Below are 24,260 nucleotides of genomic sequence, written 5' to 3' on the forward strand. Positions count from 1 at the left end.
CGAATTGGTTTTGATTCACAAGTGGTTTTTAGTTGAATCAAAGTCACACGATGGTTTTAATGTCAACCAGAAGTTGTTAGCTATACTAAAGTCAACCGAAGTAGGGTGGTGGTCGTTTAGTCGTCACGGTCTTACGAAGCACTTCAACCGCCTTGTGCCTAACGCTGGGCTACATGGCGTGCCGCTTAGCGAAGCACGTATGATTCCAACGTTACAAAGCGAATTTAGTAGTTTGTGTGTAATTGGCAAACTGTCACGCGGCATGACATGTAGCTATTGTTGTGTGGCGTGCGTATCATTTGCTCAATTGTCTAATTCGTTTCTGTTTAAAATTCTCCCACTTTCTCCTTTCTCTCGGATTATAATATTTAATGTAAATGTCGTTGTCGGTCGTGGGTTCTATATTCAAAAATGTCCAGCTAATTTTTTTCTCTTTCTTGTCCATTTTGTAATTGGATGGTGCAATCGTCTCTACAGTATTTACCTTGACGTTATCCAGTTTAACATTTACTTCAGCTCTACTGATTTTGTCTTTCCAACCTGTCCCAGTGCTTAATAGGTATTTCATAAACCTGTATTCTCCACCGTAGCCAATTCCACTTGGTACCATGTAATTAACTTTAATCGTTTTCGATTCGCCCTTATGAAACTTTACTTTCCAGATGTACCATGCATAATCGCCAGCTGTCATTAAACTGTCAAATTCCATTATTAAATCAGAGTCGAGGTTTGGTTCATTTTCTTTCCAATTGTAAACTTTGGTTTGGGCTCGCTCAAAAGCGGAGTAAGATCCCTTAGTTACTTTTGTCCAATTTCTTTTTTCAATTACTCCAAAGTGTGTATTTATACTGTCTAGTTTTCGTTTATACTCTTCTTCAATATGAATTACTTTCATGTATTTGTCATAAGTCTCTTTCATTTCCTCTGGAACTTGGATGTCACTTTGACTAAGTCTCAAGCCGTCAACGTATATTTCAAATTTTTCTTTGTCCTGCTTGTCGTAAGGGCTAATGCTCCAATGAAAGAAATTCATGACTGGAAAACCAACGGCTAAGGTTAAACTGTCACCGTGATTCTTCATATTAAATGTACAGCTTACAAAAGATGAGTCTGAATATAGATTTATATTAACGATCTCTGAAACCATTTGTACCTCACATGGTTTATTTGTCATTAAGCTTTTCAATACAATCGGATTGGGTGCGATGTCGGTCCGCCCGTTATTTGTCAAAAAGAGTAATAGAATAATTATTGTCGTCTTTTTCATTAATAGTCTGTCCCGAAGCATGCCACACAACGTCTGGCTATGAAGCGTTACTTTTATCCTTTAAAAAATAATTAATCAAAAGTAATGCTTTATAGCCGTTGTTGTGCGCTGTTAGCGTTTACTAAAGATCAAGCTACTGTATCCTTTTTCTGCTTTCCCAGCCACTAGAAATGACATCCAAATATTCCATTTATAATCAGCAACAATAGCATTGTCCGCTTTTCCAATTCTCAGTCTGTTTGTGTTGTAGCCAAATAGAACTGGGACTAAAGGAATTGTCACAAAGAATGGTCTTTTATAAAAGTAACCGTCTTTGAATTTACCTTTCACATTCTTCTCCGATATTATAGAGTCTCCTTGATACAATTTGAAAATGGCTTTCTTTGAGGTCAAAAATTCAATACTGACTGATTGGTTGTCCAAGTCGTAACCTAAGCCAAATTGATCTTGATTCACGTTTTCCCATAAAGTCTTTAATTGGTAGTCACCCGTAAACTGTGTCCAAAATTCTTTTCCCTTCCCATCGTCCGCCTTATTAGAGTATCGTCCGTTTAATTGACGAAAGTCACTTTCGTTTAATTTATCAACTGTCTGGATTGAATCATGCTTGATTGTTGCGCAACCAATTATTAAGGTTGCTAAAATCAAAAGTACAATTATTCTTTTCATCAATCTCAACTATCTTATTTGGGGTTTTGTCCCGCGGTAATAGCGCACAACGCTGGGCTACATGGCGTGCCGCTTATCGAAGCTCGTATGATTCCAACGTTAATTAACGAAGTTAGTAGTTTGTGTGTAATTGGCAAACTGTCACGCGGCATGACATGTAGCTATTGTTGCACACTGGGCGGAGTCGTCCTACGTTAAGTGAGTCGAAATGTTGTCGTTATACGGTTACTGTCACAGGTTGAGTCGCGGTCGCTGGTCAAGACGAGTCCGTCCAGTGTCAAACAGGGTAGGAGAGTTACTTGAATTTGTTTTTGAGTCAAATTTTTTTCGTGAGCCCGATTTTTCAGATTTTCCTTTCCAGAAATAAAAAAATTCGCACTTCACGCGATTCGTTTCTGTCACCGGGGCGGGGTAAAATAGTCCAAAGTCAAATGGTTTTTATCACACGTAATTATCTTACGAAGCACTTCAACCGCCTTGTGTGCAACGTCCTGCTATATTCAACTGTTGAATATATTTCCGATATCCGGAGCCCACGCTGTTGCATATAGCCTCTAATATCGGAAGGTTTTGTGCAAGTCTCCAAATTTTTGAGTGCTCTTAGCTTTAATTCTGCTAATGCACCATCAAGCCCAAAGACACTCCCGGCCAATTGTCAAACTTTAATTCTCTTTCTTCTGTAACTTGTTCAGTACTTTCCTTGTGTAAATAGGCATTCCACGAAAGTGCAGCAAAGAAATAGACGCTGCTGTTTTTAGGTTTTATCCTGCTGCCAATAAGCAACTCAGGCTTACTAATCAAATTCAGTTCTTTTGTTATTTTCTTCTTAGCTTCATTTAAATGTTGCATGGTAATACCATAGGCGTAAAACCATATTTCATTCATCCCCGGTCGTTGCGATCTGTTGTAGATGTACTTCCGCAAGGCATAACCTAGTGCCCACTGCGCATCTTTGTCCACCGACCAGCTACTTCCTTTCGAGTAGATCAGCGCATTGTGTACATATTTGTTCTTATGCGTAGTCACAATCCTACCGTTCTTTATATTGCCTGTAGTCACTTCAATATTAACAGGAAATAATTCTGTTGCATAAAGTGAGAGATGACCAAACGAACCGATGTTCAATAAACCAATAGCAGTACCATCAATGGTTCCTATTTCCTTTCCTCTTTTATAAATGTTAATCAAACCAATTTGTGTACCCTGCATGCGTCCTCCTATGTTTACCAAACCAATCTGGTAACCATTCATGCGTTCTTTGGCTTTGTTTACCAAGCCAATTTGCCAGCCGGTGTAGTCACTATTTTCGTAACCATTTTTTCCTTCTATAAAACCTACCCTGTTAAAAAGAGATAACTGCAAACCATATAAACCACCATCAGTATAATTGCTGAGCGTGGCTATTTGCACACCGTCCATCGATTGATAAGAAGTGTTGGTAAGACCTGCCAACTGAAAACCGAATGAGTATTTATACACCACATTGCTGATACCCGCCAACTGAAAACCAAATAAGGCATTGTGAATCATGTTGACCCCACCAGTGGCTTGCCAGCCATACGCATTGGAGAGCACACTGTTGATAAGGCCTGAGAATTGCGCCCCTATCATATTGGCTTCGAAACCGCTTCTTTGCTTTTGATCTATCTCATTCTCGCTTAAGCCTTTGTATGCATTAATGCCTGTTACATTAACGAGTCCTGCCACTTGTAGTCCGCGGGTTTTTAATTCATTGGCATTTGAAATAAGGGCAAGCTCTAAAAAGTTAGTAGCGCCTGTATAGCCTGAAGTAAAATTGAAAGAGAATACATTGGTCTTATCACTGCCATGTATGCCGTTGGTACTAATGCCAGGACTTAAGGACACATGAAAAAGTTTGAGTTGCCTTTTTCGCGATTGCGGAAAAGCCAGTGTACTGCATGCGCACACTACGAGTAGGATTCGTAACATAAAGAGGGTTAGGGTTACCCTTTTTAACTGTATGTATAAATCTTTAGTATACTGAAATCGATAAAATAACTGATACAGTAGACGAACGACTAGAAGTTATCTCAAAAATACTTCGAACAGTATAATCACAGTTCATTGTGGTGAACGAAGTGTTGAATGTATGCTAGGGTGAGGAAGCAATCTATTGACGGCATTTAAGGCCACCAGCCGGATTGCTTCGCCCACCCCGACACAAACCCTACCTACAGGGCTCGCAATGACGAGTCGTTTTATTTTTGAGATGGCCTCTAGTAGGTCTTTATTATGTCTGAAGGAATAGCAATGACGTAATCTGCTAATCCTTTATTTGCCTCCTCCAGTTGGTTGATGTCTTTTTGTTCCACTACCTGAAGTGTTATGATCTTAATCTTAGCATCGGCTTTTTTAATGTACCACACAATGCCTTCGGAATTTTGCGAGTGATAAGAACCGTTAACATGCAAGAAGGGAAAACTTTTATTCTTTAAAATAAAATGAGCCATAGTCGCATCTTTCACTGCCTGCGAACGCGCCATGTTATCAGCAGTGCCAGGGGCACCATGTCCACCCATTTGATCGATCATTGATTTATAGCCGCTTAATGTCAAGTCAATAATAATAGGCAATGTAGCAATCCAGTTTTTTGCTTCGGGTGCAATTGTATTTAATTGATCAATGCCTTTTTTATAAACAATGTTAGCGTAACGTCTGGGTACATTGGTAGCGATTACACGTTGTTTGTTCTCTTTGGCAAACTCAATCAAAGGTTTATAATCGTTCTTGTAGTTATCCCAAACTTTGGCTTCGCTCAATAAAAGTTTTTCATCAATAAGTCCTGCCAGGTATTCATCAATAATAATTTGGTTGTCGGCTTCGAACATTTCCATACCAATGGTTACAGAACCTCTTTGTGCGAAAAGGTCTTTCATTACCTGTAACTCCAGCCAGTGAGCAATGGAATTGTCGTGCAATTCGCCAAAGAAAGTAAGGTCTGCTTTAGCAGACTCCTTCATCATGGTGGTAAAGTCACTTGGCTTGCCCTCTTTGGTGAAAACCTTATACGTTGCTTTGTCTTGTGCGTAGGTAAATAGTGTGGCGGTGAGGAAGCAGCAAACGAGTAGTTTTTTCATAAAAATTTATTCTCTTTACAAAGTTGGAATAAATTTTGAATTCGTCATATTAAAATTTAATTGGTTTTATGGTTAGAGGTTCTAATTTATTTCGGATAAAGATGCCTCGCGACTCGGAATGACAAGTGTTACTAAAATTAATCGAATCAGCATTAGACAGCGAGTTTTCACTCTCAGGCCGTGGGGCCTCGCATACTCATTCAAGGCTGTATGCTATCCCTGCCTACCGGCAGGCAGGCGCGCAACCTCTGCCAGACCGAAGATAGCATAATGCCTTGCCTGAGCATGCTGTAATGAAGCATAGGAAATTCAGATTTGTGTAGGCGAACAAGTTGCGTTCTAAATTGGCATGTGCGTTATTAAATTCTTTAATCAGCATATCAACACTACAACGAATTAACGAATCAGCACATCAACGAATCAACACATCAACGAATCATCAAATCAACCAGATTGCTTCGTCACCCCAACACACAACCCAGCCCAATTCCTCGCAATGACGTGAGTCTTATTTTTAAATCTTAATATTTTCAAATCAATCAACGAATCAGCACATCAACACTTCAACGAATCAACACATCAACGAATTAACGAATCAGCACATCAACTAATCAATTTTATTGTTTTCTCAAATACACTCTCCCATATTTTGATTCGACTTCCAGTTCATTACCTGTACCCAACTCGTAGCGAACCGAAGTCCAGTTGTCATAATTATCAGGGAAGTTACTTCCATTAGGCTTCTGAGTAAGGTTGGTAAATATCTCTCCGAACTTTGTTCTGGCGCTTAGCATTTTTAAACCTTGTGTGGGCACGGTTACATCAACGCCACCGTAAGTAGCATTAACAGTAAGGGGCGCCTGGCAAGCCAACAATTCAACCATACCATATTTAGCATCAATAGTGGTTGCTTTGTTTTTAGGAATGAATATCTCAAGTTCAATCTCAATGATCACACCATTGTTCATGTAACGGTAGTTCTTACCATTTTCTTCCATAAATTTTTGTACTTCAGGATCACGGTAATTGTCTGTTTTAAAATAGTACTCCTCTGTACCTTGTTTAATTAGCATGCGTTTAGGAAGCTTATCTTTATTACGTATGGATGAAGCAATAACTAAAGCACCACCTTCATTACTACTGGTGAGCTCAAAGGCCTCGTCATTTTCGCCCCGGTTAATGCTTACCGTTCCTTTAATACTTACTTCCTGTTTATCCCACGTGCTGATTTTAATTAACTCGGGGTAGTCAAATTCTAACACCAAGTTTTGTGAAGCCTGTATCGGAAAGTTTTTCTCAATTTTTGTTTGCGCATAGACACAGAGTGGTAACGCAAATACTAAAAATAGTATTCTGGTTTGCATATTAGTCTTTTTAATGTGTGTATTTTAATCTGATGGTGCTAGGTTCCGCGGCACAGTGTTAATTGAATTAATACGCTGCGTCTGATCACCTTAATTTTTAACTGCTAGTTCCATTCTTTGCTAAAATCCGTCTGACCGCTGTAAATTTTCGCATTCAGCGGTCTGACGGATTAGCGCTGATTATTTGATTCTTATCATTTTAAACTAGTAATATTCAAAAGATTAGTATCGATCTCTATAAAAAATACTAGATAGGTATGAAGTAGCTTAGTATTTCATTCGCCTTGTAATTCAGACTATTTTTTGCGAAGATAAATCTTGCCGTAATCAGAGCGCAGGTCGATGGCAAAACCTCCACCATTCAATTTTCCGTCCAGCTTATCGCCCCATTGTGTCATACCATCTTTCTTGTTTACCTCCAGGTTAAAATCTGAGGCCATGTACAACTCACCATAAGAGGTTGTCATTTTCAGATTTGCCTTGGTCGCTATGGGTAAAGTAATGTCGACATGTCCATAAACTGATACAATTGACAAAGGACCTTTTACCGATTCGCTAAAGGAGGCATCCACTCCACCATAAACTGTTTTTAAAGTTAATGGCCCGGTTACATTCTCCAATTCAATGCTATTGTATTGGCAAGAGATTTCAATCTCATTTTCCATGTTTCTGAAAACAGCTTTGCCTCCATACTGCGATTCATGGTTGAAGTAGACTATTACACCTCTCGGCACCAACACCTTAATTTTAGGTGAGTTCATTTTCTTCAGCTGACGAACTTCAACAATGTTATCCTTGGTTGTTACATTAATACCAAGGCCTGTGTTGTCATCGAGGCCCATACCATTTACCGATTTCAGCCCAACAGCTCTTTCGTCTTTATCACGGTCACCATCTTTAGAGGAGAAGATTATTTCATTACCGGCATGGCCCTCTACTGTTACATTACCTGAATAGATTTCAAGTCGCCCGGAACTCTTGTTTACCTTGTATTCTTGCGCAGTAGCTAGTGTAGCAAAAAGCAATAGTGCGCCTGTTATTAATTTCGTTTGCATGTGTTTACCTGATTAGAATGTTCACTTATATATTAAATCTTTCATGAAAGCTTGAGTATGGCTGTATGCGCTTCATCGCGCACAGCTTTTATCGATTGGTCATCTTCGATAATATCTTTTAATTGTGGCATAATCGATTGTTCTTTGATTTGCACCAACAATTGTATTAAGGCAATTTGTACCGAAGGATCTTTCTGTATGGCCAGACTTTGAATCAGCTTGCGTTTCACTGCTGGGTCTGCATGGAATTTTGATAAAGCTTCCAGTGCCGACAAACGCACATTTGTATTCGCATCTTCATTCAGTACATTAAAAAGCGCTCTGGTAATTTCATCATCGGCTTGTGGAAGTGAGTTGGCTACCGATACACCCATCATACGCTGACTAGCTGAGAGTTCATTGTTCATCATGGCCATCATCATACTTTTTGTCTCTTGCAATTGTCTTTTCAGTTCAGCCATTTCGCGTTGTTGCTGCCACTGATTGTTCACCCAAAAGCCTATGCCTCCGGCTACAATGAGTAACATAACAGCAGCGGCTACTCTATACATCATCGGAGTAAAAAACACTTGCTTTGTTTCCTTCTTCAATTCTTGTTGCAAGGCAGCTTCGAATGATTCGCGCAGCGCAGCACTTGGTTTCCATTCAGCGCTTTTTGTTATGCTGCTGTTAACGTGTTTCAGTTGTTCGAACCAGGTGCGCAAGTCTGCATCTTCAGTCAACATACGTTCTGCTTCCTTACGTTCATCTACTGACAAATTTCCATCCAGGTAATCCATCAGCTTTTGTTGTACCGTCTCGTTAATCATACGCCTCTAATTGAAAGTAATGTTCTTTAAGTTTTATCATGGCCCGGTGCACTTTAACTTTAATGTTGGCCACGGTTGTATTTAAAATCTCTGCTACTTCTTCGTACTTCATATGTTGAAAACGGGTAAGCACCAGTAACTCTCTTTGCTCTTCCGACAACAGACTCAATGATTGATGAAGCCTCGCCTCTCTTTCCTCCTCTGCCCTGCTGTCTTCGTCCGGAATAAAATCAGCCAGTCGCTCTACATCTGTTTTCGAATTCATGCTTCTCTTCATCGACTGATAATGATCTGAAAACACATTTCTTGCCAGTTGATAAATCCAGGATTGAAAGCGCATACTCTCTTTATACGTATGCCTGTATTTCAACATGCGCAGAAAAACATTTTGCGTCAGGTCTTCGCCCACTTCCTTATCCATTGCCAAACGTGCCAGAAAGTTGTAGAGGCGCAAGTGGTAGCGCTCGAACAGCACAGCGGCCTGTTCCAGCTTACCATTTTTTACTGCCTCCATGATGGCCTCGTCAGTCATTGGGAAAGGTTTTTATCAAATTTCAGGTTAATTACCATCACGCACTCAAAAGGTTACAAAAGAATTTAAAGATTGTAAAAATACTTCAAAACTATTTTACATACATTTACGTAATAAATAGCATCATGAAAGGAACAAATCTTGGCGAGTTTGAGGAACTCGTATTGTTGACTATTGCCGTATTGCTAAATGATGCCTACAGTGTGGCCATTTGCGATGAGTTGGAAAGACAAACTAAACGCTCGGCAAAACTGGGTGTTGTCCATGCTGTACTCAATAGACTGGAAGAAAAAGGTTATGTGAAGAGTAAACTAGGAGAAGCAACACAAACACGTGGTGGTAAAAGAAAAAGGTATTACACTGTTACCAGCGCAGGAAAATCTGCCTTGTATAAAGCTAAAGAACTACGTGATCAATTGTGGAGCATGATTCCTGAGTTCTCTTTAAAAGCCATCTGATGAAAGTCAATAAAGAATCATCTCCTCCGAAATGGGCAACACGATTGCTTGCCTGGTATTGTAAACCTGATCTGCTCGAAGATCTGGAGGGCGACTTGTATGAATATTTTCTGCGCAATGTTGAACAGAAGGGCTTGAGAAAAGCAAAGCTCATTTACATTATCGATGTGTTTAAATTTTTCAGATTATATACCGTACGCAAACCTGAATTTATCAATTATTTAATCAACTGGATTATGCTGGGCAGTTACATCAAAACCTCCGGAAGAAGTCTTGTTCGCAACAAACTTTTCTCAACTATTAATATTGCAGGCCTTGCCATTAGCATGACCGTTGGCTTACTGCTGATTGGCGTTTTAATGGATGTGTTTTCTTATGATCGCTTTCATGAAAAACATGATCAGATTTATCGTGTTATTAGTCGCTATCAATACCTGGAACATCAGGACAGGAGTTTTATGGCGACAAATTCTCTTCGCGCTGCGAAAGCAATCGAAGAAAGTTTTACCGGTCATGAAGGTGTTGCAATTCTGCGAAGAGGTTTAGCTGGCGATGTTCAATTTGGCGAAAAGGCCGTTCCACTATCCGGGTACTGGGCCAACAATTCACTTCTATCTGTATTCTCCTTTCCATTGGCAGAAGGTAATCCCGCTACTGCGCTAAAAGAACCCTTCTCGCTGGTGTTAACACAAACTGCTGCCCATAAAATATTTGGTGATGAAAGTGTGCTCGGCAAAACAATTTTATTGAATGACGATAAGGAATATACCATAACGGGGGTGCTACAAGACTTACCTGCCTTTTCTCACATGAAATTTGAGATGTTGTGTTCAATCAACACGCTGCCAATAAGCGCTCCAGAGCGCGCCAAAAGTGACGAAGCATGGGATAATGTCTGGAGCCACTGGGTTTATGTTGTTATTCCCGATGAGAGAAACCTTACTGCCTTCAATGAGAATTTAGATAAACTAAGTGCAAAAGAAGACCTCACTGTAAAAAATACGCACATCGAATTGGCGCTTCAACCCTTGGATGATATCATGTTGGGTAATAATATGGGGAATGAAATAGGGCCAACTCTTGGTACTACCATACTTTGGGTTTTCCTGGCCCTCTGCATCATTGTTATGCTTTCTGCTTGCTTTAACTATACCAATCTTTCTATCGCCCGCTCATTACGAAGATCAAAAGAAGTGGGTATTCGAAAAGTAATCGGAGCAGTGAGAGGTCATGTTATTGCACAGTTTACTACAGAGGCTATTGTTCTATCGTTGTTGTCATTGGTGGCTGCCTATGTACTCTTTCTTTTTGTAAAGCCACACTTTATCAGTATGGAGCCAGATTTACAGAAAATATTAGTACTTGAAACATCTCCTTTACTGATCTTATACTTTTTTGCATTCGCAATATTTATTGGCTTGGTGGCCGGTATTTTCCCCGCCATGTTCTTTGCTCGTCTGAATGCCATTAGTGTGCTAAAGAGTAGCTCTCAAAAAATATTCAGTAAGGTAACTATGAGAAAAGCACTGATTGTCTTCCAGTATGCTATATCATTGATGCTAATCACCGGTACTTTAGTTATTTACAAACAGTATAAACATTTTGTAAATTATGATCTCGGCTACACAACAAATAATATTCTAAATATTGCGGTAAGCGACAACAATGCCTCGCTTCTTAAAAACGAATTGGTTGCCTTAAATGAAGTAGAAGATATTTCCCGATCTGCTATGGTACTGGGTGTTGGCAATTATTGGTCAACCCGCATGAAAAATCCCGTGAAACCAATGGATTCTGCTAATGTTTGGTTTATGTCAGTTGACGATAAATATCTACCGTTGCACAACTACCGACTATTGGCAGGTAGAAATTTTACGCCATTGGCTCCTGATGCAGCAGAGAGTGAAGTAATCATAAATGAACATGTGATCAAGCGACTAGAACTTGTCAAGGGTGATTTTATTGATGCCCTTGGTAAAGAAATTTTGGTTGATGGAAAAGCTTTAACCATTGTAGGTATCATCGATGACTTTGAATACGGGCGTGCAAATAATAACAACAACAGAGAGGTACTATTGCGTTATAGTCCAAAAGATTGCCAATATCTTAATATAAAACTGGCAAGCGCAAGCTCCCCCGCTTTAATAGCTAAGATCGATTCTATCTGGAAGAAGATAGATCCCGTACATCCATTGCAGGCAAAACTCTATGATGATGAAATTAAAGAAGCCTTTAGTGGTTTATCTGCATCCGTGAAAGTAGCAGGTGCTATTGCTTTTCTCACCATATGCATTGCCTCTATGGGCATGTTGGGTATGGTTGTATTTACAACAGAAACAAGAATTAAAGAGGTGAGTGTACGTAAGGTATTGGGTGCCAGTGTAGCTCGATTACTGCTCCTGCTTGGTAAAGGTTTTTTTGCACTTATTGGCATTGCCGTAGTAATTGCACTACCCATAACCTATTTATTCTTTGAAGAAATTCTACTACCTAAAGTAGCCAACCATGCTCCTATTGGTTTATTTGATATGCTGGTTGGGGTATTGGCTGTTGGGTTATTGGCAATGCTTCTTGTTTTCTCACAAACTTTAAAAGTTGCCAATGCAAATCCTGCTGAAGTACTGAAAAATGAGTAAGCTAAAATAATGTTAGCTGATCGTTGGGTAGTTCCTGAATAGAATTGATTTTTACATCATTAAAATTTGATAGGGAAATACCTAACAAACGCACTTTTACATTCTCTGTTTCAGTTTGCTGTAATAAACTCAGCACTGTTTCCAGAATGGTTTCTTCATCATCAATACCATTAAGAAATGATCTGCTTCTGGTTATTTGTTTAAAATCGTGATACTTGACTTTCAGTGTAATCGTTCTGCCTTTCAGTTCCTGTTTTTGTAAACGGTTCACCACTAAAACCGACAGCTTCTTCAGTTGAATAACCATTTCCTCCACATCTGTTAAGTCGTAAGGAAAGGTATCTTCTGCGCCAACCGATTTAGCTTCACGATCAGGTTTTACCGGGCGATTGTCCTCCCCTCTTACAATTTTATAATAGAACCTTCCGGCTTTACCAAAATGTTTGATGAGTTCCGTCTCTTTTAGTTTTTTTAAATCCGCTCCGGTATGCAGGTTCATACCTTTCATTTTTTCGGCCGTTACTTTGCCAACACCAAAGAATTTTTCTACAGGCAGCTTCTCAATAAAATTTTCCACCCGTGAAGGCCCTATAAAGGTTAAGCCATTAGGCTTGTTCATATCAGAAGCAATTTTAGCAACGAACTTGTTAATAGAAATGCCGGCTGAAGCAGTTAATTGAAGCTCGCTGTTAATAGCATCTTTTATTTGTGTGGCTATTTCAATAGCTGACCCTATACCGAGTTTATCTTCGGTAACATCCAGATAGGCTTCATCCAGCGAAAGCGGCTCTATTAAATCGGTGTAGCGCTGAAAGATCTCCCTTATTTTATAAGAGACTTCTTTATAAACAGCAAAACGTGGATATACAAATATTACTTGCGGACAAAGTTGTTTAGCTTTTTTGGAAGGCATGGCAGAACGCACGCCAAATTTACGCGCCTCATAACTGGCGGTAGCCACAACACCTCCTCTACCTTCAGGAGAGCCCCCTACTACTATGGGTTTACCGCGATATTCAGGAAAATCTCTTTGTTCAATAGAAGCATAGAAAGCATCCATGTCTACATGAATGATTTTACGAAAAGGCTTGACAATGGCTTCTTCCATGCTTACTTAACATTTAACATTTTTCTAACCGCAAAGGGCGCTAAGGTTCGCAGAGACATTGTCCTTTTCTTTGCGAAACTCCGTGAACTCTGCGGTTAAAATAATGCTTATGCAAATTACAAAGCTCCACTGACAAGCCTATGGCAGGAGCGGAGCATTGATAATGGAAAATGTTTTTATAACTGATAAGGGGGGAGAAACAGCAAGGGATAAAACGAAAAAGGCAGCTTGCGCTGCCCTGATCTCATAAACAAACCTAAAACTAACCTCTATTAACAAGCTCTCTTTCTTCTGTTCTGTTGTTCAACTTGGTGGCGTAGTAAAAAAATACCCCAAAATGAACGAGGACCATGAAGAGAACCAGATATATCATTGCTACCGCCATTTACAATACAAAGGTGCAGCCAAACTTACCGGCAAGTTTGACAAGCTTGCCACTGGTATCACAGAAGTAAGCTTTGTTCATCTTTTGGCATATTTTGTGGTTTACACTTTCAAAAATTCTGTCACAGCGTGTTTTATACTCTTTTATTTCGTTATTCTTACCAATTCTAAAATTCTTACACATGAAGCGTTTCACCGGCTTTGCCTTACTTTTCATTATTTTATTTTCTGGCGGCAGTTCTTTGGCACAATCTGCCCAAACCGATAGCCTGCAGGGCCCACCCCTGAATTGGTTTTTACTCGATCCGGACGCTGACAAGTTTCAGGGAATCAGTATTGAAAAGGCTTACCAAAGTATTTTGAAAGACAGGCCAGCAAAAAAAATAATCGTAGCCGTTATTGATACAGGTGTGGATATAGACCACGAAGACCTGAAAGGGCTTATCTGGATAAATGAAAAAGAGATTGCCGGTAACGGAGTAGACGATGACAAAAATGGCTATGTGGATGATGTAAACGGCTGGAATTTTATTGGTGGTAAAAATGGAAGTACAACAAACGATCATGCGGAAGTTACCCGCGAGTACATGCGACTAAAAGATCAGTTTGAAAATCCGAGCAAGTCTAATAAAAAAGACAAGGAGGCAATGGCCTATTGGGAAAAAGTAAAAACCAAATACGAGAACGACTCAAAAGCTAATCAAAAAAAGCTGGATGAGTTCACGGAGCAGTTTTCTTTATACGCCAATGCACTTTACACAATTGATTATTGTGACAGTATTATTAGACAAAATAGTAAACTCGAACGCATTACACTTAAAGAAATTGATGCTTTTGATGCTAGTAATGATACACTACTCATGGTGCAACGAACCTTGCAGAGTGTATATCAAAGTCTTGATCCAGATACAGAATTGGGTGATTTCTTAACAGAACTACAAACGCATGTAATAGGACTTAAAGAATATATTGACTACCTGCAAGAAGCGGTAAAAAGTTATGACCTTACATTTAAACCTCGAGAAGTTGTTGGTGATGATGAAAACAATGCCAGCGAACGTTACTATGGTAACAATGATGTAAAAGATTCAGGTAAGCACGGCACGCACGTAGCCGGTATTATTGCTGCAAACCGTAGTAATGAAGTGGGTATGAAAGGTGTTGCTGACAATGTACTTATTATGCCAATTCGAGTAGTGCCTTCGAGTGGTGATGAACGTGATAAAGATGTGGCGAATGGTATTCTGTATGCCGTAGATAATGGTGCCAAGGTCATTAACATGAGTTTTGGTAAATACTTTTCGCCTAATAAGGACGTGGTAGAAAAAGCCATTCGCTATGCGGAGCAAAAAGGTGTGCTATTGATTCATGCAGCAGGTAACGATGGTGATGACATCGATGTGAAGGATCACTTTCCTGTACCTAACTATACCAATGGAAAAACAGCTTCAAACTGGATGGAGATTGGTGCTTCTTCGTGGGGTGAAGGAAAAGAATTTGTAGCCGACTTCTCTAACTATGGTAAGAAAACAGTTGATGTATTTTCACCGGGTACTGCCATTTACGCAACTGTGCCTGGCAATGAATACGAGTCGCTGCAGGGCACCAGCATGGCAACACCAGTGGTGGCAGGTATTGCAGCAGTCTTACTTGGCTATTTCCCAGAACTAAGTGTTACTGATGTTCGTGAAATAATAAGTAAATCGAGCAGAAGATTTGATGGCTTAAAAGTAAACAAACCTGGAAGCAGTGATGAAGTTGATTTCTCAAACCTGAGTAAGAGCGGTGGACTGGTAAATGCCTACGAGGCAATTAAGTTAGCCTCTACCTGGAAAAAGACACCCTCTAAAAGATAATTTAGAAGACGTAACGCAGACCTATACCACCCTGTAGATGAGTCCAGCCCGGCTGTTGTTGCATGTCGATGTAATATTCCATTTCTATAAAAGCTGAAATAGGAAGCTGAAAATATGCGTACTCAATTCCAACAGCTGCCTGTACACCCTGCGTTAGTCGTTTAGTTGTAAGGGTACCCGGCTCATTAAAATTAGGGGCCGTTTGATAGAAATAGTCGTACTCAATACTAGTTCTTCTTAACTCCCAACCTAAACCGCCATATACCTGTAAACCCTTTGAAAGTTTATCTGCATCCAGTTGATAAAGCACTTTGGCATCTAATACAAAATCGGACTTAATCTCGTGGGACAAATACTCCACACCTTCCAGATCAGGTGTAAGTTCATCGGTTTTTAAAGTAAATTCTTCTCTAAAAAGCTTACTGTATAAACTGCTGGAGGGTGACCCTACATCTAATACAAAAGCATAATGTTTAACAGGATAGAGCTTGTAGCTGAGTGAGAAGGGATCGCCAACCTTAAAACCAATACCCTGGTAAGGGTACTTACTGTTTTCAAAGATCGGGCAAATTGTTTTGGCTTTATGGTGCCCTACTCTTGGCGCTTTAAAGTTGTGTTTGTTAAGAGTGTAACTGCTTTTACTATAGCCCCCTTTACTCTTTTGTGCATACAGCAGTTGGCTGCTTAGCAAGAAGAGTGTTAGGATAAAGAATGATTTGAAGGGCTGCATTAAAACAAATATACGTCTTTTGCTGTGCCTATAACAAGTGTGACTTGAGCACCGACTCAGACAAACTCTTTATACTGCATTTTGTGAAGCTGAGCATAGTACCCGTCTTGCAGAAGCAATCCATCATGCTTACCCATCTCCTTAATTTCTCCCTTGTCCAGTACAACTATCTTATCTGCGTTTTGTATGGTCGAAAGCCTGTGAGCAATAACAATGGCGGTACGTCCCTTCATCATTTTATCGGTAGCCTGCTGGATCATTTCTTCCGTTTCGCTATCAACCGAAGATGTCGCTTCATCTAAAACTAGTATGCGCGGATCGTAAACCATGGCACGGATAAAGGAAATCAGCTGGCGTTGCCCTACAGATAAGGTAGAGCCCCGTTCCATTACATTGTAGTTCAATTTGCCCGGCAATCTTTCAATAAATTTTCTGGCGCCAACCAGATCAGCCGCATGCCAAACCATTTCTTCGGTTACTTCTTCACTGCCGAGGCTTATATTTTTATAAATAGTATCACTGAATAAAAACACATCCTGCAGCACCACGCCAATATTCTTTCTAAGATGTCCTAGCTCATATTCACGCAGATCCTTGCCATCAATTTTTATTTCGCCCTTATTAATTTCGTAAAAGCGATTTAACAAATTAATAATAGATGATTTACCCGCACCAGTTGCACCAACCAACGCTACAGTCTCACCTTCTTTAATGTCCAGGTTAATACCTTTTAAAACATACTCTTCTTCATTGTAAGCAAACCAAACATTTTCAAGCTTCACCTCACCACGGATATGTTCAGGTACATGAGTTCCATTCTTTTGTACATCTGTTTGATCATCTAACAAATTAAGAATACGCGATGAACTGACAATACCCATTTGTAAAGTATTATAACGATCTGCAATCATCCGGATAGGTCTGAAGAACATTTGGATGTACATGATAAAGGCAATCAGTTTACCAATGGTGATACCTGTCATCTCCTCTTGCAGAACACCTTTTGCACCATACCAAACCAATAAACCAATACCGGCTGCGGCAATAATTTCAGCTACCGGAAAATAAATGGAATAGTACAACACAGACCGAAGGTTTGCATCGCGGTGTTCTTTATTGATTTCCCGGAATTTTTTAGCTTCATGGTTTTCGCTGGCAAAAATCTGCACGATGTTCATACCTGTAATATGCTCTTGCACAAAAGTATTCAGGTTAGCCACAGCATTACGCACATCATTAAAAGCAACTTTTATTTTCTCTTTAAAAATGTAAGTACTAATCAGCATCAAAGGAATGGTAGACAAACTTAGCAGTGAAAGTCTCCAATCGGTATAAAACATGATGGCTAGAATAAAAATGATTTGCAGCAAATCACTTAGCATAGCAGCAAGACCTTCGCTAAAAACATCAGCCAGGGTTTCAACATCACTAATGGTACGTGTTACTAAACGACCAATGGGTGTTTTGTCATAAAACCTTAAACGAAGATTGACTAAATGATCGTAAAGCTTGGTGCGAATGTCGCGTATCACTTGCTGCCCCAACCAACCAGATAAGTAAGTATGTGCGTATTGTGCAATAGACTGGATGAAAAGCATCCCTAGCAAAATCACAATCATCCACAACATGCCCATGTAATCACCATTAGCAACATCCTTATCCAACGTATATTGAATAAGCATGGGACGAACGGGTGACAGCAAACCGATGGCAATGGTTAGAAAAACCACAACATAGAACCTCCCCTTATACGGTCTTACAAAACGCATCAGTCGGCTTAGCACCGACCAATCAATGATATTACCACTACTTACCTTTTCCTTTTCCACTTAAGCCTAGTTATCAGTTACAAGCGATTAAACGCTTATTTATAATTATTGTTGAAAGATTGATTCCGGGTACACTACTCTGGTTAAGAATAAACCATGGGGGGCAACATTCATACCTGCCTGCTTTCGATCTTTCGATTCCAGTATCAATTTAAAATCTTGCAAAGATAGTTTTCCATTTCCAACTTCCAGTAGCGTCCCTACAATTGCCCTTACCATACCTCTTAAAAAACGATTTGCTGAAATATGGAAAATCAATTTGTCGCCTTCTTTAACCCATTCTGCCCGTTTAAGGTTGCAATTGAAGTTATTTACATCAGTTTTTACCTTGCTGAAAGCTTCAAAATCATGAACTCCCACCAAGGTAGCAGCGGCTTTATTCATTAAAGCTAGATCTACATCTTTAAAGTAATAAAGTGCCTGTCCTTCCAGAAAAGGGTTCTTCTTTAAAGTAATTCTGTATTCATATGCACGTTCAGTGGCAGAAAAGCGCGCATGTGCTTCTTCTTTTACCCGCTGTATCGACCGTATAGCAACATCGCTGGGCAAGAAAGAGTTGATCTTGCCGAGAAATGAAACTTCATCTAATGCATGTTCAATATCAACATGAAAAAATTGCTGTTCACAGTGTACACCTGTGTCTGTCCGTCCACTGCCGAGGATTGAAATTTCGGCTCTTAACAACTTTGACAATGCGTTTTCTACTACAGCCTGTACGCCAATAGCATTCGGTTGGCTTTGCCAGCCGGCATAGTTTGTCCCCTTATAAGCTATTTCAAAAAAGTAACGCATCGTTAATAATTTCAAATTTGAAATTTGAAATTTTAGATTTTCTCGTAAAGAATAGCCGAACCTTGCCCCACACCTATGCACATGGTGGCAATACCATATCGCACCTCACGCTTTTGCATTTCGTGAATTAGTGTAGCTGATATACGAACACCACTACAACCAAGAGGGTGACCAATAGCGATAGAGCCCCCGTTAACATTTACGATGTCAGGGTTAAGATTGAGGTCTTGCATACAAGCTAAAGATTGAGAGGCAAAAGCCTCGTTAAGTTCTACCAAACCAATATCCTGAATTTTTAAGCCTGCTCTTTTCAACACTTTATTTACGGCAGGTACCGGCCCCACACCCATGTAAGCAGGATCAACTCCTGCTATGGCCATGGTTACAACGCGTGCCTTAGGTTTCAGATTAAATCTTTTTACTACATCTTCGTTTACTAATAAACTAACTGCTGCCCCGTCATTAATACCAGATGAGTTTCCGGCAGTTACCGTTCCGCCTTCTTTAAAGGCAGGCTTCAACGCTGCTAATTTTTCTATTGATGTAACACGCGGATGCTCGTCTTTATCAAAAAGTAAAGGATCGTTCTTTCCTTTTGGCACTAAAACACTCACCAACTCATCATTAAATTTCCCAGCCTCATGTGCTTTTGCATATCGCACCTGACTTTGGTAAGCAAATTCATCTTGTGCCTCACGACTTACTTTCCATTTTGCAGCAACATTTTCTGCCGTCTCACCCATCGTAAATGGATGATACAATTTTGACAACGCAGGATTGGTAAAACGCCAGCCCATAGTTGTATCATATATTTCAGTCTTACGTGAAAAACCTTCTTCGGCTTTGGCCATTACAAATGGAGCGCGACTCATGCTCTCTACACCACCTGCTAAATACGCTTCACCTTCACCCAACATAATAGCGCGAGAAGCGTCCATGATCGCCTGCAAACCCGATGCGCATAAACGATTAACCGTTACACCACCTACCTCTACTGGTAATCCTGAAAGTAAAGCAGCCATTCGGGCAACGTTACGATTGTCTTCACCCGATTGATTTGCCGCTCCAAAAACCACATCTTCTATTAAACTAAAATCAACCGTTGGATTGCGTTCTACTAATCTTTTAATTACCCATGCCGCCAAATCATCAGGCCTTACAGCAGCTAAACTACCGGCATATTTTCCAATTGGCGTTCTTACTATATCAACTATGTAAACTGATTTCATGCTTAAAATTTAAGGAATGGTTTATTACATTAAAGGATTCCGTAGTTTTGTCGGCAAGTTAAAGCAAGCTTTATATGTGGCAAAGAATTCAAACCGTATTTCTGGTAGTTGTTATTATTTCAATGATCGGACTGATTTTTATGCCCATCTGGGTATTTCTGCCCGATACTGAAAATTCGCACATGTTATTTGCCTTGCACTACACCGAAAAAACAAATGGTGTTGCCAATACGCTATATATGCCCTATGCCATTACGGCAATGCTGGCAATTGCTGCAGCATCGATAGCCTTTATCAGTATTCAAAAATTCAAAAATCGCGCCTTACAAATGAAGCTGGGAGCCCTTAATTCATTGTTAATGCTGGGTGCAATGGTTAGCATTGTGGTTTTTGTAATGGACCTTGCCAAAAGTCACAATGGTGGCCAATACGGTTCTGGTTTTTGGATGATCGCCATGGGGGTTGCGGCTAACTTCCTGGCAAATCGATTTATTAGAAGAGACGAAAAAATAGTACGCGACTCAGAACGCTTGCGTTAGTTTTTCGTATAATCACTCAAAACTTAACAATTATGAGAAAAATAACCATTTTGAGCCTGATGCTCCTGGCTAGTTCAATTGCTTTTGCGCAAGAGTATAAAATTATCACCACTGTAGAGTCTATTGTTCCGCTCGGCATTGGTCGTTCCAGGATGTTAGATGCAAAAGAATCTAGCGACTACAAAAACCTGACTACCGCTCGGGTAGACGGCAAAAAAAGTGATCAGGGTGACATTAAAAGAGAGGATATAAAAATTAACAACTTCGAAGAAACTAAGTTGCTTAATTTCTATAGTGCAGTAGGTATTAACTTTCAAAATATTGCGTCTAACGATGCCGTTGTAACTTCTAAACTTAATGAAATGGCAAAAGAAGGCTGGGAACTTATGTTTGTTACCAGTGGTGTTGAAAGTGAAGCTGGTAAGCAGGATGGTGAAGGTATTTTTATAACACGCTACGTGTTTAAAAAGAAGTAAGCCTGCCAAGCTGTCACTATTTTTACATTGGAACAATAGTTGAAATCCTGCTCAGGCAGGATTTTTCAATTCTAACAAATACAACTATGGCAGAAGTAGCAGAAAAAGGCAGTATCTCGATTCATACCGAGAATATTTTTCCAATCATCAAAAAGTTCCTTTATAGCGACCATGAAATTTTTCTTCGCGAACTGGTATCTAATGCAGTTGATGCAACCCAAAAACTGAAGAAACTTTCTTCATTGGGTGAATTTGGCGGAGAACTAGGTGATGTAAGAATAGAAGTTAAATTTGATAAAGAAAAGCGCACCATTACTGTAAGCGACAAAGGCTTAGGCATGACTGGTGAAGAAATTAAAAAGTATATCAATCAAATCGCTTTCTCAGGGGCAACAGAGTTTGTTGAAAAATTTAAGGATAAGACTGATGCTAAAGATATCATTGGTAAATTCGGTCTAGGCTTTTACTCTGCCTTTATGGTAGCTGATAAAGTAGAAGTAGTTTCAAAGTCTTTCAAAGACAATACTGAAGCAGCACGCTGGATTTGCGATGGTTCAACAGAATTTGAATTGACCTCTGCCACTAAAGAAGGACGAGGTACAGATGTAATTCTTCATATAAATGCAGACTCAGATGAGTTTTTAGAAGAGTCTCGTCTTAAAGGCATCCTTGAAAAGTATTGCAAATTTTTACCTGTAGAAATTAAGTTCGGCACCAAAGACGAAAGCGTTGAGGATGGTGAAGACCAGGACGGAAAGAAAAAATTCAAGACGGTTACCACCGACAACATCATTAATAACCCTGCTCCACTTTGGGCAAAATCGCCTACAGAGTTAAAAGACGAAGACTATATTTCTTTTTATAAAGAACTTTATCCTTTCAGCGAAGATCCGTTGTTTTGGATCCACCTCAATGTGGATTATCCTTTTAATCTAACAGGAATTTTATATTTCCCTAAGGTGAAGAATGACTTCGAAATTCAGAAAAATAAAATTCAACTTTACTCTCGTCAAGTTTTTATTACTGATGAAGTAAAAGATGTAGTGCCTGATTTTCTTATGTTGCTTCACGGTGTTATTGATTCACCAGACATTCCATTGAATGTTTCACGAAGTTACTTACAGAGTGATGGTAACGTTAAAAAAATAAGTCAACATATTACAAAAAAGGTTGCTGATAAACTTCAAGAACTTTTCAAAAAAGACAGAGTCGATTTTGAAAAGAAGTGGGATGATGTAAATATTTTTGTTAAGTATGGTATTATCAGCGATGAGAAATTCTATGATCGCGCTAAAGATTTTACACTACTTAAAAATGTTGATAAGCAGTATTTTACAATAGAAGAGTACAAAGAAAAGATAAGTGCTAACCAGACCGATAAAGACGGTAGCCTTGTCTACCTATATACAACTGATGCCGGTAAACAAGATAGCTTTATACAAGCAGCTAAAAATAAGTCTTACGATGTCCTCCTCCTTGATGGTGTCTTAGACAATCACTTCATTAATACATTCGAGCAAAAGCTTGAGAAAACACAGATCAAACGTGTAGACAGTGAAATTGTAGATAAGCTTATCGACAAAGACACAAAGATGGAAAGTGTGCTCAGCAAAGAGGATGAGGAAAAAGTTAAAGCCATTTTTGAAAAGGCGATTAACAACAAAGCTATGACTGTGGCAATTGAATCGCTTTCAACAGATGAGTTGCCTGTAGTAATTACTATGAGCGAGTGGATGCGCAGAATGAAAGACATGGCCAAAATGGGCGGTGGCGGTTATGCCTTTATGGGTGGCATGCCTGATAATTACAACGTATTCATTAATGGTAATCATGCCATCACGCAAAAAATTCTGAAAGCTGAAAATGAAGATCAACAAACTAAGCTAGCTAAGCAAGCTTTTGACCTGGCCTTGCTTTCTCAAAATATGCTAACTGGTGCAGACTTAACCAGTTTCATTAAGAGAAGCATAGAAATGGTTGGATAGTTTTTATTCAACTATCTATTTTAGCTGAATCAGTTGTGTGTAACAACATAATTGATTCAGCTTTTTTATTTTATGAGGAAGTGTTAGGATACTCCTACTTATTCATCACGTAGTCGTCAAAAGTAAGTGTTTCCGAAACATTCTTCGACTTTGCTGTGGGACTCAATTGATATGCTAAGGCCAAAGCCAACAAAAAGAAGCAGCACAGGTATAGCGTATAAAAGGTAAATGGAGAAAAATCAAATACACCCTGATAACTTAAGTAATTATAAGAGAAAGCTACGGCTAGTGCCATAATACCCGATACACTAAACCAGGCACCATATCTTTCAAATAGCATTGCTCTCAAAATTATAATTACAATACAAAGTAGTACGGCACCTGCCAATGTCAAATAAATGTTAAGCAAATTGGTGTAAACAACAGCAGGTGTTGCCATTGTGAGAAATACGAATATATAGTTGGGGTAAAGAAGAATTTTCTTAATCAACAAATTGGTATCGAAAACATACAGCTTGGCAATAAACTGTATAGCCAGCGCCATCGTAAAGTATAGCGTTATGTATTCAATTTTTAATGTCAGTTCCCAATCAAACCAAGGCATCCAATGAATGGCTAAGTATTGTTCTGAAAAGATGGAACGTAGTCCCCAGGTTAGGCAAAGCATTGCGAAGTAGAGAGCCGCCTTTTCCCGTTTAACAAACACATAAATAATAATAAAAAATAAACCCAGAAAAGTAAGCACTCCCAGCAAGATCATATTAACCAGGTAAGCCTTGCTTTGCTGATTCAGTAAGTCTTCAGGTAAACCAAGACGGATTGGGTTCTTAATACCACCAATTGAGTGATGAAAATTGGCTATCTGCAAAGTGAACTGTAGTGTGTCTTTGGTTACAGGAAAGCTGACGACCTGAGGAAGCCACTGTGGTTGGGTTGTTCTTCTTGAAGAGCTGACGAGTCCATTTTTGGCAATCAGTACACCATTTATCCATAAATTGTAGGCGCAATAAAGCTGGGGAATATCAACGGCCAAATTTTTTTGATCACGATTAACAATAACAGATAGCTTATACGTTGCAATACCCTGACTGCTTTCTTTATTCCAGCGATGAGGAAAATTAACAAGTATTGACCCCTCAGGCTTTTCAAAAGGCGTTACCAGTTGATCGGCATAGATATACCACTGGCCATTTAATGATACAGGTGATTGTTGGAAATTATAGGAACGTGAATCGAAAATTCCGTTCAATGCGATAGGTTTACTCTGCGCAACTACAGACACGAAATAAACACTTAGCAACACTAATGTTGCCATAACTTTTTTTACCATTTGCTTGGGGCTTTGGTAGATTAAAACCAAAGCGAATATACACCAAATTGGGTATTAGCATCTTGCAAACGTTGTCAAACCTTTTAAATGTAAGTTTTTCAGAGATCTATACTT

General features: G+C 39.4%; 20 protein-coding genes. 6 read left to right on the forward strand and 14 right to left on the reverse strand.

The genetic code is table 11. The features are described from left to right. Nucleotides 1-295: 295 nt before the first annotated feature. From SanaruYs_RS04475 to SanaruYs_RS04510, 8 genes are all read right to left on the reverse strand, one after another. Nucleotides 296-1,081, reverse strand: a complete 786-nt coding sequence (locus tag SanaruYs_RS04475) for a hypothetical protein (protein WP_127121341.1) — start codon at nucleotides 1,079-1,081, stop codon at nucleotides 296-298. A gap of 297 nt (nucleotides 1,082-1,378) precedes the next feature. Beyond that, a complete protein-coding gene (locus SanaruYs_RS04480) occupies nucleotides 1,379-1,936 on the reverse strand; it encodes a hypothetical protein (protein WP_127121342.1) in 558 nt (185 codons plus the stop codon). Between the two features lie 615 nt (nucleotides 1,937-2,551). Beyond that, nucleotides 2,552-3,886 carry an LA_2272 family surface repeat-containing protein gene (locus SanaruYs_RS04485; RefSeq protein ID WP_127121343.1) on the reverse strand — a complete coding sequence of 445 codons (1,335 nt, stop codon included), beginning with the start codon at nucleotides 3,884-3,886 and terminating at the stop codon, nucleotides 2,552-2,554. Between the two features lie 287 nt (nucleotides 3,887-4,173). Further along, nucleotides 4,174-5,034, reverse strand: coding sequence for a ChaN family lipoprotein (locus SanaruYs_RS04490; RefSeq protein WP_127121344.1), 861 nt, complete (start codon nucleotides 5,032-5,034; stop codon nucleotides 4,174-4,176). 617 nt (nucleotides 5,035-5,651) lie between these two features. Further along, nucleotides 5,652-6,398, reverse strand: coding sequence for a hypothetical protein (locus tag SanaruYs_RS04495; protein WP_127121345.1), 747 nt, complete (start codon nucleotides 6,396-6,398; stop codon nucleotides 5,652-5,654). Nucleotides 6,399-6,694: 296 nt separating this feature from the next. Continuing rightward, nucleotides 6,695-7,453 (reverse strand): DUF4097 family beta strand repeat-containing protein, encoded by a 759-nt coding sequence (locus SanaruYs_RS04500; RefSeq protein ID WP_127121346.1) that lies wholly within the window; start codon nucleotides 7,451-7,453, stop codon nucleotides 6,695-6,697. 41 nt (nucleotides 7,454-7,494) lie between these two features. Beyond that, nucleotides 7,495-8,262, reverse strand: coding sequence for a HEAT repeat domain-containing protein (locus tag SanaruYs_RS04505; protein ID WP_127121347.1), 768 nt, complete (start codon nucleotides 8,260-8,262; stop codon nucleotides 7,495-7,497). Continuing rightward, nucleotides 8,255-8,794, reverse strand: coding sequence for an RNA polymerase sigma factor (locus SanaruYs_RS04510; protein WP_127121348.1), 540 nt, complete (start codon nucleotides 8,792-8,794; stop codon nucleotides 8,255-8,257). Before SanaruYs_RS04510 ends, SanaruYs_RS04505 begins: the two co-directional genes overlap by 8 nt. A gap of 125 nt (nucleotides 8,795-8,919) precedes the next feature. Between SanaruYs_RS04510 and SanaruYs_RS04515 the strand changes: the two genes are divergently transcribed. Then, complete coding sequence (locus SanaruYs_RS04515) at nucleotides 8,920-9,252, forward strand: PadR family transcriptional regulator (RefSeq protein ID WP_127121349.1); 333 nt, start codon at nucleotides 8,920-8,922, stop codon at nucleotides 9,250-9,252. Continuing rightward, nucleotides 9,252-11,888 (forward strand): ABC transporter permease, encoded by a 2,637-nt coding sequence (locus SanaruYs_RS04520; RefSeq protein ID WP_127121350.1) that lies wholly within the window; start codon nucleotides 9,252-9,254, stop codon nucleotides 11,886-11,888. The genes SanaruYs_RS04515 and SanaruYs_RS04520 overlap by 1 nt, the downstream gene beginning before the upstream one ends. 1 nt (nucleotide 11,889) lies before the next feature. Here SanaruYs_RS04520 and dinB read toward each other — a convergent pair whose 3' ends face one another. Beyond that, nucleotides 11,890-12,996 (reverse strand): DNA polymerase IV, encoded by a 1,107-nt coding sequence (gene dinB / locus SanaruYs_RS04525; protein ID WP_127121351.1) that lies wholly within the window; start codon nucleotides 12,994-12,996, stop codon nucleotides 11,890-11,892. A gap of 566 nt (nucleotides 12,997-13,562) precedes the next feature. Here dinB and SanaruYs_RS04530 point away from each other — a divergent pair. Beyond that, on the forward strand, nucleotides 13,563-15,236 hold the full coding sequence (locus tag SanaruYs_RS04530; protein ID WP_127121352.1) for a S8 family peptidase: 1,674 nt from the start codon (nucleotides 13,563-13,565) through the stop codon (nucleotides 15,234-15,236). A gap of 1 nt (nucleotide 15,237) precedes the next feature. On the opposite strand, the gene SanaruYs_RS04535 is transcribed toward SanaruYs_RS04530, so the two are convergent. From SanaruYs_RS04535 to SanaruYs_RS04550, 4 genes are all read right to left on the reverse strand, one after another. Next, a complete protein-coding gene (locus tag SanaruYs_RS04535; RefSeq protein ID WP_127121353.1) occupies nucleotides 15,238-15,966 on the reverse strand; it encodes a hypothetical protein in 729 nt (242 codons plus the stop codon). A gap of 56 nt (nucleotides 15,967-16,022) precedes the next feature. Beyond that, the gene (locus tag SanaruYs_RS04540) at nucleotides 16,023-17,735 is read right to left on the reverse strand and encodes an ABC transporter ATP-binding protein (protein WP_127121964.1); all 1,713 of its coding nucleotides are present in this window, start codon (nucleotides 17,733-17,735) and stop codon (nucleotides 16,023-16,025) included. A gap of 105 nt (nucleotides 17,736-17,840) precedes the next feature. Then, complete coding sequence (gene truA / locus SanaruYs_RS04545) at nucleotides 17,841-18,587, reverse strand: tRNA pseudouridine(38-40) synthase TruA (protein WP_127121354.1); 747 nt, start codon at nucleotides 18,585-18,587, stop codon at nucleotides 17,841-17,843. A 32-nt stretch (nucleotides 18,588-18,619) separates the two neighbouring features. Next, a complete protein-coding gene (locus tag SanaruYs_RS04550) occupies nucleotides 18,620-19,816 on the reverse strand; it encodes a thiolase family protein (protein WP_127121355.1) in 1,197 nt (398 codons plus the stop codon). 74 nt (nucleotides 19,817-19,890) lie between these two features. On the opposite strand from SanaruYs_RS04550, the gene SanaruYs_RS04555 reads away from it, so the two are divergent. From SanaruYs_RS04555 to htpG, 3 genes are all read left to right on the forward strand, one after another. Beyond that, on the forward strand, nucleotides 19,891-20,355 hold the full coding sequence (locus SanaruYs_RS04555; protein ID WP_127121356.1) for a DUF4293 domain-containing protein: 465 nt from the start codon (nucleotides 19,891-19,893) through the stop codon (nucleotides 20,353-20,355). 32 nt (nucleotides 20,356-20,387) lie between these two features. After that, nucleotides 20,388-20,831, forward strand: a complete 444-nt coding sequence (locus tag SanaruYs_RS04560; RefSeq protein ID WP_127121357.1) for a hypothetical protein — start codon at nucleotides 20,388-20,390, stop codon at nucleotides 20,829-20,831. 86 nt (nucleotides 20,832-20,917) lie between these two features. Next, nucleotides 20,918-22,816, forward strand: a complete 1,899-nt coding sequence (gene htpG / locus SanaruYs_RS04565; RefSeq protein ID WP_127121358.1) for a molecular chaperone HtpG — start codon at nucleotides 20,918-20,920, stop codon at nucleotides 22,814-22,816. 94 nt (nucleotides 22,817-22,910) lie between these two features. Here the strand turns inward: htpG and SanaruYs_RS04570 are convergent, their stop codons facing one another. After that, nucleotides 22,911-24,146, reverse strand: coding sequence for a 7TM-DISM domain-containing protein (locus tag SanaruYs_RS04570; RefSeq protein WP_127121359.1), 1,236 nt, complete (start codon nucleotides 24,144-24,146; stop codon nucleotides 22,911-22,913). Nucleotides 24,147-24,260: the final 114 nt, after the last annotated feature.

The sequence above is a fragment of the Chryseotalea sanaruensis genome, assembly GCF_003990915.1.
Classification (GTDB): domain Bacteria; phylum Bacteroidota; class Bacteroidia; order Cytophagales; family Cyclobacteriaceae; genus Chryseotalea; species Chryseotalea sanaruensis.